Raw genomic sequence first — 12,558 nt, forward strand, 5'->3', positions numbered from 1 at the left:
TCATAATCAATAGATTGTGAGACTTTTTTATTTACATTGGTTTAAACTTTTGTAGCTTAAATCCTACTTTTCTGATTTAAACGATTGGAGAATGAAAAAAAAGATTAATTAAGGTAGCCTTTACACTCTCTATAAGCATACATATGCTTCAAATTAGAACCATTATCAATGAGAGAGATCACCAATGTTTTACTCTTTTCTAAAATTAGCAAACTGTCCAAACACATTCATAGTATAGTTTCCATAGCCTCCACGATGAGAATGTGCAATAATTCTGTAAGTTCCTTTAGGTAAATCTGGACTAATAAAAGTATATATTTTGTTTTCTAAAAAACTTTGTACATTATAGTCTATGGAAACACCTGAACTACTTTCTAAGTATAATTCCACAAAGGCATCACTGGAAAATAATTCAATATCTAATGGAGTAGCATTACCAGTCACTTCAACGGTATAAGAGTCATAAGCATAGCCATAAGTATCCTTTTGGCTTCCTGCAGTCCAAGCACCTTTTGTAGTAACCGACTGCGAAGGAACTCTTTGAAGGTTACTTATTTTACCAAAGGCTCTAAAATTATAATTACCAATAGCACCACGGTCTTCTGTACATATCACAGCGGTATAGGTTCCTTTTTTAGTAGCCTCTATTTTATAGACATAGCGGTAACCTCTGGGTATATAACCCAAATATTGTCCTAATTCATCATAGAGAACTAATGCCACATCTACATCTGGAGATTCAAGCTCTACGTCAATGGTCGCATTATCTTCTATTATATCAAAAGTATAAAAATGGTTCTTTAGCGTCTTTTTATAGGTGTATAGATAATTGATAAAACCTCCACCTCCCAAAGGACCCCAGTTTTGAGTACCTGATTGTAATTTTTGAAAATTAATCAATTCAGGGCTAGCCTTTACTCCTTTTAATATCAATGTGAATTTCCCAACCGCCTTTCTTTCAGCACAAATAACCAAGCGGTATTTCCCTGCATTTAGCGTATAATTTTTATTAAAAGTACGATTTGCATAGCTAAGGTCTATTCGTTGACCGAGCGGGTCAAATAAGGCATATTGAACATCAATAACAGAAGATGACAGTGTAATATCTACAGATTGATTGTTGGAAGATACTTCAAATGTATATTGAAAATTTTTGGGAGAATCAATAGATTGATAATTGTTACCTCCAGCTCCTCCTTCAGTAGACAACCATTCTCCTGTTATTTTTCGTTCTATCTTCGTTAGATCTTCTGGTATGACATCAGTATTATCCTTTTTACAAGATGTTAAATAAACAATACTTAGGATAAATAGAATGACCTTATTCATGATTGTTATTATTTTAATTAGTTGGAAAGTTGAATAATATTGCTCACCACAAGTGTGCTGAGCAATAAATTCTAACTACTTTAATTTAAACCCTACACCAATTCTTGCATTGGTTGAACCGACTGCTCCCAATTCTGCAAAAGCACCAACTTTATCTGAAAAGTAATACTTTGCCCCTAAATGCACACCTAAGTATATTCCACTTCCGTAAGAGTCTATGGATAGCCCAGAATATGAATCAGCCCAACTAAAACTTCTATAACCTAGGCCAGCTCCTGCATAAAGGTCAAACTTTTCATCTTTAATGTTTAGTACCCTATTGAAGTGATATGAACCTCTTCCTCCAAAATACAATGCTGTGAATCGATAACCATAATTTGATGTTGAGAGATAATCTACATTTGCCCCAACACTAAGGTCATTATCGATACCTACTTCAAAAGAAGCACCAAATGGAACACCCCCCGTATAATAGGAATTGAGACCAAGTCCAAGGTTCAATAATTTATCTCCATTTTTGAAGGATTGCCCGTAAGATTTCTCTGCAAATAGGGAGGTAGCAAAAATGGAAAAAGTTATTATTATTTTTTTCATGGTGAAAAAGTTAGTGTTAAAATTCATAGTTTTGAAATGTTTGATTATTGACTCAGAAAGAAAAATATGAGAAATACTAGAAGTGATAAATCTGAGTTACATATCGGAATTGCCCCATAACCTTAACTACTTTAACTCTCAAGAAATTAAAAATTTAGTTATAATCTTAGATTAATTCATACCTCAGAGCCATTTTACTTTCTTTACAAATTTCAATAGAATAAAATTTATAACTTTACCCTACACTAAGGCTATTATGAATAAAACAGAGTAATTAAACTTAGGAGCAAGGGTGTTTTCTATTTTGTAAGACTCCTTAATCTAGTGATATTTAAAAGTTAAAAAATGTAAAAGCACGCCTTGCATCTATCTAAAACAAGTGTGAAAGTTGAAAGAAATATACCCAAACGGCATTAGCAAGGAATGTCGTATATTCAAAAAGAGCCGAGACAGTTTAAGTTACCAATCAGTTAAGGACTGATGAAGTGTTAATGGATGAATTATCTCAATTGAGTAAGGATCATCCTCATGAAGGCTTTTGGAAGTTTTATTATCGTATTCGCAACGCAGCTCGTAACTTCAATCATTAGCGATTGTATCAGGTGTATGTGCAGATGGGTCTTTCTATTCATAGAAAGGCTAATAAATGCCTCACAGCTAGGGTAAAAGAGTCCTTAGAAGTTCTACAGAGCTTTCCACATACTTGGAACATAGATTTTGTGAGTGATGTTTTTAGCAATGGGCGTTCATTCCGAAGCTTTAAGGAGATAGATGACTACAATTGAGAAGTACTTTTCATAGAGACGGATTACTTGCTCAAGAGTAGTAGGGTGATTTATGTTCTTCGCCATTTAGTGAACAAATATGGTAAGCCAATTAAGATTCGGATAGATAATGAACCACAATTTGTAGCCAAACTAGCTCAAGAATGGAGTCAGATGAATGACATCGTATTTCAAATATCCAACCACGGAAACCAATGCAAAGTGCCTACATTAAGTGATTCAACCAAACTAGACATGTATTAGATGCTTATGCGTTTGATTCTTTGGAGGAAGTACTCCAAGAAACGGATCTATGGATGAGGGATTATAATTTCGTGCGTCTGCATATCTCTTTGGGTGGTATGAGCCCACTAGATTATCGAATGAATAAACAAAATACCCTTCTTTGGCTGAGTGTAGCGGAACGAAGCCAAAGAAGGGTTAAAACATAATCAAATCATATGACCTTTCCCCAAAAAACCGTAGCGCTGTAAATTAGAAATTCGGGGTAATTATTTGATAAAAAAGCTTAATATTTACCTAAATTTAAATGTCTGCTTAGAAGTTCTGAAAGAAAATTTTTAAGGATCTTGCTTAAAAATATTAATTTTAAAGCGGCAAACAAATGTTAGCGAATATCAATATTCTAGAGAAGCACTAAGAATATATATCGTTTTTATTAATAGTTTTCTTATTTTAAGAACTAGAAGTCAAGTAACTTGTTGATATGTGTTGCAATAATACCAAAGTTATACCCTTGAGCTTTCTCCATTCCTGCATAATTAACAGCAATTAACTCCCCTTTTTGATTAAAAACAGGAGAGCCACTTGCACCGTGGAATGAAGGAGCATTATACTGTATTTCGTATGTATCTGAAATTTTACTGATTTTTCCATGATCAAAAGTCGCTTTAATTCGACTTTCGCTATTTTTGAGGGCAAGATCAAGACCAAAAGGGTATCCAAAAATACTGACTTCATCATCTAATGAAATTTGCTCTTTCCCCTTAATAATGTTTGTTACTGGTGTGCAATTACTTGGTGTTTTTTTAGTATCTAACTGAATTAATGCCAAATCCATTTCTTTTTCACTTGCTAATTTGACAAGTTTACAGGGAAGCATATTTTTAAAGGGATCTGATTTATCAAGCGATGAGCCATTGGGGAAAATACCAAGTTTTGCGATAACACCTACTACTTTTGAGTTTACCGAGAACTCGCCATTCATAGCTCGTATCATATTTATTCTTTTTTCTATTTCTTCTTTATCAATTGCCAAGTCACTTTCCCAAGGTGATGCCACATGTTTATTTGTAATAATTTTCCCATCTTCACTAACGTAAAAGCCAGACCCTGTGATTTCTATTGGTTTTAAACTTTCTTTTAATGTTGGATTATTTATCATATCAGCAACACCGTCAGCACCTATATAATACAACGTATCTTTGTTGTCTATGTAAGCTAGGTAGTACGAATTATATATTAAGCCAATACTATTCTCATATTTTTTTGATACATCAGTATTAACAAAGTACTCCTTGAAATAGTAGGTTGCTCCTGAAAGTATGGCAAGACAAATTGGTAAAATATAATAAATAGGGTTTATACCTGCTTTGGGTATTTGTTTCCAGTCTAAATCTTGAACATTGGCGAAACTTACTTTATCACCTCTTTTAACTGGAAAATCGGTATATTTTGAGACACGGCTTCCATTTACAAATGTGCCATTGCTACTTTGGTCATTTATAAAAACGTTCCCTTTTTTGTCAATTTTGATGGTGGCATGATAGCGGCTTATGTTGTCGTTGTAAACTTGAATTATATTATCTGTATTTTTTCCTATGGTAATTATATGTTTAAAGTTACCATTATTGACTGATGATATAGGTACCTGATTCCAATCTAGAGGAACAATATTAGCGAAAAGAATTCTATCACCTCTTTTAACAGAAGTTGAACTATTATGTATATTACGTCCATTTACAGTAGTACCGTTTTGACTCCGGTCGGTTAAAGTTATATTGCCAAAATCATCTATGCTTAATTCAGCATGGTTACCACTTACATGAGCATTGTTGATGATAATTTGATTATTTGAGCCACGTCCAATAGTGATTAATATCATTGTATTATGCGTTTTGAGTGTTGATAATCTTCCTCGCGGACCTAAGTAATTTGGTTTCTAACTATGATAGGTTTGTTAAATGAGTATTAATCAATAAAAAGCATAAAGAAAAGAGTACTCTACCCAGCTTTTTTAACCAGAAGTATTTATTTGATAATGAGACATTTGCATCTTTATCCATCTTAAAAAGCTAAATATTCTATTCTCAATAGCTGTATCTGTCAGTATTGCCTGTCTGAAGAGTTCTTGAATCATATTTATACCCTTTCTAAGAAAACTATTGGATTTATAACCATGCTTTTTCTTTTTAATTTTTTGTACTTTAGTATGAAAGTAAATTCCCATACTTCTACAAACTGCATATGATATAGCGACTAAGGCAATGAGTTTTTTAATCTTTTTCAAACATTTTAAATGCGTTTTTTCTAAGTTAAAACCTCTACCTTTCAATCCTTGAAAACAAGTCTCAATAGTCCATCTTTTAGCATATAACTGCCCCATAAATTCTACATTTACTATACACAATAAATATAAAAAATCACCGTTTTCCAAGGCCTTGACCCAAACATTCGCCACTACACCATCTACTAGACAGTCTCTTAATATCAAAGCTTTGTTAATTTCTAAATTCAAGCTCTCTATTTTGCACACACTACCATCTGATTTTTGTAATAAATGATGTTTTGGCAAGCGTATTATAAAGTTTACACCATCGTATTTCAGATATTTAACTCATAAACAACCTATAAACTCACGGTCTCCAACTATGTATCCTATTCGTTCTTTGCCAATCAAATTTACACACATTTCTACGATAGCTTTACGGTCTCGGGTAGATGAATTTCCACTCTTATTATCCAACATTTCCCAATATAAAGGAAGCTGATAATCTCCACAACCTACTACTACCATCAAAATATTTACCTGACATGAGCCAAAATCCCATTCAGTTCTATCAAGGCATAAACGTAACTTTTTATTAGTCGGTAAGAACTGCAACAAAAGCAAAGCCACATAAAAATAATTAATATTAACCTCCCTGAAAAAATCCTGTATTCGAACTTCATTGGAGCTTAATTTAGCCTTGATATTTAGATGTTGGGCTACATTACAAAATTGAACGGCACGGGCCGCCCCGATTTCTACTTTTTATTAATCCTAAAATAAATGAGCAAATGAATTTCTTCCGTGATAAATTCTTAACAATTGGAAATTTTGATAAAACACTAGTAATTTCGCTTTCGAGCCGTTGGTTCATGGGAAGTGGGATGTTTTGGAGCTTGGTAACTACAAAACTCTTACTTCCCTTTCTTTTTACCTAATTTGTCCCATTTTTTAGTAGGGTCGAGTAAGAAAAGAGTAAAACTTTTATGAACTTATTTGGTCATTCAAATCCAATGTAACAAAACACAAGGATTCTTACCTCAGTTAAGTAGAGATAACTTGCGTTTGACTAGCGCTCCTATTGGTCAAAGTTAAGTTTTCAAAGATTGTAATAGTTACATTTGAATGAAACTAGCTTATGTGTGATGTATCGATTAGTATGATTTTTCAAAGTTCCTTAAATAGAACTATCTGTTTTAAATAGTATATCTTATAGTCTCACTTTATCGCTGTTTAATCCCAAACTTTATCTTTGCACGGTGTATACAAATACTCTTTCGGCGTATTCAACTAGCTGTTTAATAGCCTTTATTTTTTTTGGGTAGTCGTATTTTGTACTGCTTACCTATTTTAAGGTTTTTCCAATCAATATTTTGGTTTAAGACTTCCAATTCTAGTAAATTCTCATCTGAGTCCTTAATATTATAATGCCTCAAAATAGATCTTCCTGTATCACCTTTTTTTATAGTATAATCTACTAGTTGTTTTTTTTTTCACTTTCGTCTTTCTTACTGCTATCTTTATCTGATTCAGGACTGCTTTTTTGACTATCTATTTGTTGTCCTGTGGTTGGTTGGGTTTGACTGTCCAATTTTTTGCCTTCTGGTTTACTAGGTGCTTTAATAATTATAGTCGCTGGTGTAGAGACTAAATGATTGGTAGAGGAAGACTCAGCTGTAGTTGTTTTAGCTGTTGATGATTTAGTATTTAACTTGGATTTCAATGAATCACATTCTTGCTTAACTTGTCGTAAGTCTGCGTTTAATTGAGTTGTATCTTTTTTCAATGTGGCTAATTCCATTTCCATTTTTGATGTATCTGTTTTGGAACTTCCGAAGAAAAATAAATAACCTGCTAAACCTACAAACAATGCCAGGGCTGTACTGAGTGAGTATATAATAAGTTTGGTTTTCATATCAATTTTAACTTCTAATTTTGAGTTGACTAATGGTTGAACAAAAGAAACGGTTAGGTTGTCATGTCCACCGCCTTGTCTGTTGCCAAGCGTATCAATTTGTGTAATTACTTTTTCTGCTAAGGCTCTAATATCTTTTTCTTTTGTAAGCATTTGTAAGAGGTTTTCTTCGGGTACTGCTCCACAAACACCATCGGTACAAAGCATAAACAGGTCGTTTTTTAAGAAAGGAATATTATCGTTTATCTCAACTTCAATATCGGGAGCTATTCCTAACGCCCTTTGTATTACATTTGATTCTTCTGATAGCCTTGCTTGTTCTTCTGTCAAAATTCCTCGTTTTACCAGTTCAAATACTTTCGAGTGGTCATTTGTCCTAAATACTTTCTCTCCATCACGCAATAAATATATACGACTATCGCCAGCGTGGGCGATAGTTGCTTTATCATTATTTAGTATTAGTGCAGTCACGGTTGTTCCCATACCACGTAGTTCGGTCTGTTGGCGACCACGACTAAATATTTCATGATTAGCTTTGTTGATTGCTGTCAACAAAGCTAGTGCTGGATGTAATATTGTGGTATTGGCAACTTCCTGTAATATAATATTTACAGCCATTGTCGAAGCTGTTTTTCCTCCTGCTGCTCCTCCCATACCATCGCATACGACACATAAGAATCCTAATTTTGTCATTAGGCTTCCCTCACTATCTTGGTTTTCTCTTCTGCCACCTATGGCCGATTTAGAAACCGTTTTGAATTGAATATTTTGTATCATTGAGTAATATTTTTAACCAAAATAGATTTTAATTTACTCCACCAATCTTCTTCTTGAGCAATAGCCTTTAAGAGGGCATTTTTAAACTCCAAAGCACTTTGGTAACGTTGGTTTTGCTGTTTTGCGGTTGCTTTTCTAAGAACATTGTATATGTTGAGGGGTATCAAACGATGTAGAGGAATAGTGTTCTTTACCTGCATTTCCATAATCGAATACTCGTTTGTTCCGTCAAAAGGTGGATGACCCGTCAAAAGCTCGTAGAAAGTAATACCCGTAGCGTAAATATCAGTAGTAGGATTTATGTTATGGCTTTCTCCCCTTATTTGTTCAGGAGGAGAGTATTGAGGAGTACCCATAAGTACACCCACTTTGGTTTGACGCTTGCCTCCTGTAACTTTGGCTACTCCTAAATCCATTACGATCGCTTTACCATTTTCTACCATGATGTTTGCTGGTTTTATATCACGATGTATAATTTTAGGATTTTGGGAATGTAAAAAATGTAGTGCATCAAGCACTTCGCCAAATAGTTTAATTTTGGTTTCTATTTCTTGATTACTTTTTAGGTATTGTTCTATTGAACTACCATTAATTAACCGACTGATGATGTGGTATTTACCATTAGCAACAACAAAATCATAACTTTTAATAATATTGGGATGGTTGAGATTTGTTTGAATTTGGGCTTCTTTTTCAAATCGTTCAACAAACTGACTTTCAGTGGCCAACTCAGCAAAAAGAACTTTGATCGCTACGGGTGTGCCATCCGAATGTTTACCTGCATAAACCTTACCCATTCCTCCTTGTCCAATAGGACGATTGGGAGGAAATGGGTTGAAATTGTAAGAAGCGTTTCGACCTTTTAAATATATTTCAGGCATTTTATCGTCCGTTTAGGTTCATTATTCTAAGATTATTTATTGCTTGGACATTCCCTTTTGCAATTGCTTTTTCAAAATAATCTCTCGCCATAATGTAACTGCTACTATTATAGTATTTTACACCATTTTCGTTATAGTATATCCCTAAAAGTTTAGTGGCATCGACATTTCCATGCTGTTCGGATAACTCACAAAATATTATAAACTCAGATTCGCTGCTTTTCAATTTATATCCACCTTTAAGATATAAAAGTGCTATTCTAAGATAATTTTTACCAGCAGTAGAACTATCTTGCTTAATGGCTTTTAAATAGTATTTTTTTGCCTCAGCATAATCTTTTTCAACACCAGTCCCTTCTTTATAATCGAAAGCTAAGTTCTCAATGGCTGTTATGTTATCATTATCATAGTCAACTGCTTTTTTTGTATATTGAAACGAGCGTTCATAGTTGGTGGCCACATATTTCCCCATGTAGTATAAATAGCCTAATCTTGATAAAGCACTAGAGTAATTTTGTTTAGCGGCACTGTTTAATAATTCTAACCCTTTGACTATATCTTGAGGCATTCCAATACCTTCTAAATACATGTTCCCTAATGCTAATTGTGCCATTGGATGTCCCTTTTCTGCTGACTTTTTATACCATTTTGCAGCCTCTTCAAAATTAATGTCTGTCCCATTACCATAATAATACATTTGTGCTAGATTTGACTGGATAAAGGCATATCCTTTGTTCGCAGATTTTAGGTAATACTCAAATGCTATTTTATTATTTTTAGAAACACCATCCCCACTAGAATACATTGCTCCTAGATTTCCTAGGGCTTCTGGATCTCCTGATTCGGCTAATTTTTTCATGGCTTCAATTGCTTCCAAATAATATCTATCAGCTTTGTCTGGATCTTTTACTACACCTTTACCTGTTTGATAGGCATTTGCAATTCTCCAATACGCCATTTTGAAACCTTTTTTAATAGCTTTATTGGTATACTCCCAGCCTTTGCTATAATCTTTTACAGTTCCTAAGCCATTATACGTTAATTCTCCTAAGTAGTAATCAGCATCCCCAGAGCCTAATTCACTTGCTTTTTGTAGTTTTGAGAAGGCTTCTTTATATTTTGCATCGTAAAACGCAGACATAGCAGGAACTAGTTCATGTAGCATTGCAGATTTTTGTTTAGTAGAATCAGCATCAATGTATTCGAGAGCTTTGTCAAAATAAACTGTTGCACTATCATATTGGGCAATGCCTAAAAAATTACTTGCTTTTTGGTAGTTTTCCTGATGATGAGTGATTTTGTGCTTATGATTTAGATAAAAACCAATTACTCCCAAGGTTACAACAATACCACAAAGTCCCAAAATTTGAATCTGTTTTTTCCTCCACCAATCTATTGCTTGGGGATTGTTTAAAGCGTTACGAAACTCTGCTACACTCTGGAAACGATTTATTGGTTCTTTTGCAGTCGCTCTATCTAAAAAATCATAAACTGCCTCACTCAAAATACTATTTTTAGGTAATGGGCTACTTACTTGGGCTTGCATTGTATCAAATTCATTTCCCTTTTCGAAGGGTGGATTTCCTGTAAGCATTTCGTAAATAGTGATACCTAAAGCATATAAATCGGTAGTTTCTTTTATTTTATCATTTTCACCTTTGATTTGTTCGGGAGGTGAATAATTCGGTTTACCAATCAACGTACCTACTCCTGTTAAAGATTTTGTTTTTCCCCCTGTTATTCTAACGACTCCATAATCCATTAGTTTTACGCTACCATCACTACATATACGAATATTAGAAGGATCAATATCTCGGTGAATTATTCCATTTTGATGTAAAACCTCTAAACCATTCAATACCCCATTTATAATTGGTTTGGCTTCATCGTAGGAAAATACTTTGTTTTGGATTTTATTAGAAGCTATTTTATCGCTTAAATTTTCACCTGGAACAAAAACGCTCACATCGTGATAAATGCCGTCCTGTTCAACAAAATCAAGCATTTCAATTAAATTATCATGTTTTATTTTAATTTCTGAAGCTCGCTTTACCCTCTCTACATTATTAACATTTTCGGTAAGGTCTCTGAACAACACCTTAATAGCTACCTTTACCTCTTCATTCTCGTTATTCGTGTTTACTTTTTTTCCACTGAAAACACGGCCCATACCCCCAGCGCCTAAAAAACTATCGACATCTTTGGGGTTGAATATATAGGTATTATTATCGCCTTTGAGTTTGATATACGACATAGACAAGAGATTTTTAGTGAAAGGGTTTAGTAATTCATTGGTTTTGTCCCGTCTGAATTGAACTCTCTGGAAGAATAATCATAATCAACAATTCCTCTAAAAATATCGCTCTTCTTTAGATTTTCGGCGTATTTATCAACTATCATAAGCTTCAATTCATAATTGCCTATTCTTAACTTATCATTATTTTTAGCGATAATACCATTATAGGCTAATATTTTCTTGCCATTCAAAAATGTACCATTGGCTGAAGCTGTGTCAATAAGCACCACATCAAATTTATTTTCGTCCTCATTTCTAGTAATATTGAGTGTAGCATGTTTACTTGAGACAGTACCTTCGTTAAGTTTTATGTTACAATCGTTTTCTTTTCCAAGAAAGTTATTACCTTCTCTTAGTACCCAGTACTCCCCAAGTTCTGTCTTAGAGTAAGATACAAGGAAACCTACTAATGTATTGACACCTTCTGGATTTTCCGATTTATGATCGTCCTCGTGACCAGCGATAATTGTGCCACCACTTTTCATATTTCCTCCTTCACTATTTTGAATGGGAATTGTTCCTCCATTTTGAGCGGAATAGTTATTCAATTTGGTATTTGCCATGATTCTTAATTAATTGTTAGTACAAATTTTCCTATAGAAGAAGTTGGTGTTTAGTCACCTGTTATCCAGTCACAAATCTCAAGGACTTTATTAAATGTCAGCTTAAACTATAAATCATAAGCCTCTCATCAACAAACAAAATAATTCCTTATTTTTATTTGTTTTGTATAATTAACACGATGCTCAGCTTACTTAACTATTTTGACTTGACTCAATGCATTAGCTAGCTTAACTAACTAACCACAAGCAATTTACATTAACATACTCCTTCTAAACCACCGAGAAATAAGAAATATGTATTAGACTCAAAGCTCTGTGTAACTTCTAAAGGCTCTTTCACCCTAGCTTCAAGGCGTTTTTTAGCCTTTCTACGAATAGAAAGTCTCATCTGTACATACACCCGATGCACTCGCTTATGATTGAAGATATGACCCGAATTGCGCATACGATAATAAAACTTCCAAAAGCCTTCACGAGGATAGTCCTTGCTCAATTGTGATAATTCATTCATTAACACTTGATCGTCCTTAACGGATTGATAACTTAAACTGCTTCGGCTCGTTTTGAAGATAAGTATGCCGTGCTAATGCCTCTTGGGTATAGTCCTTTCAACTCTCACACAAGTGCTCGCTTGAAACAAGGCTTTAGAGCTTTTTTTCTATGACATATTTTGCCATATCCAACTCTAGGGCTAGTTCAGCATACATGCGCATGAGTTTGGCGCTCTCTTCTTCAAGTTGTTTGACCTCCTTGAGTTCGCTCGCTTCTGAGCCAACATAAGGCTGACGTCATTTATAAAATTTACATTGTCGACTCCATATTCGCGAACTATGGTGTCTAAGGATTTACCAGATTAAAATTCCTTAAGAATCTTAGCTATTTCGGTCGGACTAAATTTGCTGCTTTTCATAATACTTACTTAAAGTTAAA

The 12,558-nt window shown here is 34.1% G+C and carries 10 protein-coding genes and 1 pseudogene; 1 reads left to right on the top strand and 10 read right to left on the bottom strand.

Features of this window, described 5'->3' with window-relative positions; genetic code table 11:
* Positions 1–189: 189 nt before the first annotated feature.
* Positions 190–1,329 carry a hypothetical protein gene (locus tag QM491_RS02470; protein ID WP_283325664.1) on the bottom strand — a complete coding sequence of 380 codons (1,140 nt, stop codon included), beginning with the start codon at positions 1,327–1,329 and terminating at the stop codon, positions 190–192.
* Between the two features lie 75 nt (positions 1,330–1,404).
* Complete coding sequence (locus QM491_RS02475; RefSeq protein WP_283325665.1) at positions 1,405–1,923, bottom strand: hypothetical protein; 519 nt, start codon at positions 1,921–1,923, stop codon at positions 1,405–1,407.
* Positions 1,924–2,950: 1,027 nt separating this feature from the next.
* Here QM491_RS02475 and QM491_RS25505 point away from each other — a divergent pair.
* Positions 2,951–3,139 (top strand): annotated as a pseudogene (locus QM491_RS25505) (integrase core domain-containing protein); the annotation flags it as partial.
* A 251-nt stretch (positions 3,140–3,390) separates the two neighbouring features.
* On the opposite strand, the gene QM491_RS02480 reads toward QM491_RS25505, so the two are convergent.
* The 8 genes from QM491_RS02480 to QM491_RS02515 form a co-directional block, all read right to left on the bottom strand.
* Complete coding sequence (locus tag QM491_RS02480; protein ID WP_283325666.1) at positions 3,391–4,812, bottom strand: FHA domain-containing protein; 1,422 nt, start codon at positions 4,810–4,812, stop codon at positions 3,391–3,393.
* A gap of 132 nt (positions 4,813–4,944) precedes the next feature.
* Positions 4,945–5,502, bottom strand: coding sequence for a transposase (locus QM491_RS02485; protein WP_283325667.1), 558 nt, complete (start codon positions 5,500–5,502; stop codon positions 4,945–4,947).
* 42 nt (positions 5,503–5,544) lie between these two features.
* The gene (locus tag QM491_RS02490; protein WP_283325668.1) at positions 5,545–5,826 is read right to left on the bottom strand and encodes a hypothetical protein; all 282 of its coding nucleotides are present in this window, start codon (positions 5,824–5,826) and stop codon (positions 5,545–5,547) included.
* Positions 5,827–6,673: 847 nt separating this feature from the next.
* Positions 6,674–7,888, bottom strand: a complete 1,215-nt coding sequence (locus QM491_RS02495; RefSeq protein WP_283325669.1) for a PP2C family protein-serine/threonine phosphatase — start codon at positions 7,886–7,888, stop codon at positions 6,674–6,676.
* A complete protein-coding gene (locus tag QM491_RS02500) occupies positions 7,885–8,769 on the bottom strand; it encodes a serine/threonine-protein kinase (protein WP_283325670.1) in 885 nt (294 codons plus the stop codon). Before QM491_RS02500 ends, QM491_RS02495 begins: the two co-directional genes overlap by 4 nt.
* A gap of 1 nt (position 8,770) precedes the next feature.
* On the bottom strand, positions 8,771–11,023 hold the full coding sequence (locus QM491_RS02505; protein WP_283325671.1) for a serine/threonine-protein kinase: 2,253 nt from the start codon (positions 11,021–11,023) through the stop codon (positions 8,771–8,773).
* Between the two features lie 26 nt (positions 11,024–11,049).
* On the bottom strand, positions 11,050–11,628 hold the full coding sequence (locus QM491_RS02510; protein ID WP_044173642.1) for an FHA domain-containing protein: 579 nt from the start codon (positions 11,626–11,628) through the stop codon (positions 11,050–11,052).
* Between the two features lie 256 nt (positions 11,629–11,884).
* Complete coding sequence (locus QM491_RS02515) at positions 11,885–12,139, bottom strand: hypothetical protein (protein ID WP_283325672.1); 255 nt, start codon at positions 12,137–12,139, stop codon at positions 11,885–11,887.
* Positions 12,140–12,558 lie beyond the last annotated feature (419 nt).

The sequence above is a fragment of the Flectobacillus longus genome (assembly GCF_030056705.1).
GTDB classification, from domain to species: domain Bacteria; phylum Bacteroidota; class Bacteroidia; order Cytophagales; family Spirosomataceae; genus Flectobacillus; species Flectobacillus longus.

What these genes read in the sequence shown, in the direction of transcription:
- QM491_RS02470 (WP_283325664.1), bottom strand. Translation starts at nt 1,329, where the DNA reads ATGAATAAGGTCATTCTATTTATCCTAAGTATTGTTTATTTAACATCT.
- QM491_RS02475 (WP_283325665.1), bottom strand. Translation starts at nt 1,923, where the DNA reads ATGAAAAAAATAATAATAACTTTTTCCATTTTTGCTACCTCCCTATTT.
- QM491_RS02480 (WP_283325666.1), bottom strand. Translation starts at nt 4,812, where the DNA reads ATGATATTAATCACTATTGGACGTGGCTCAAATAATCAAATTATCATC.
- QM491_RS02495 (WP_283325669.1), bottom strand. Translation starts at nt 7,888, where the DNA reads ATGATACAAAATATTCAATTCAAAACGGTTTCTAAATCGGCCATAGGT.
- QM491_RS02500 (WP_283325670.1), bottom strand. Translation starts at nt 8,769, where the DNA reads ATGCCTGAAATATATTTAAAAGGTCGAAACGCTTCTTACAATTTCAAC.
- QM491_RS02505 (WP_283325671.1), bottom strand. Translation starts at nt 11,023, where the DNA reads ATGTCGTATATCAAACTCAAAGGCGATAATAATACCTATATATTCAAC.
- QM491_RS02510 (WP_044173642.1), bottom strand. Translation starts at nt 11,628, where the DNA reads ATGGCAAATACCAAATTGAATAACTATTCCGCTCAAAATGGAGGAACA.
- QM491_RS02515 (WP_283325672.1), bottom strand. Translation starts at nt 12,139, where the DNA reads ATGAATGAATTATCACAATTGAGCAAGGACTATCCTCGTGAAGGCTTT.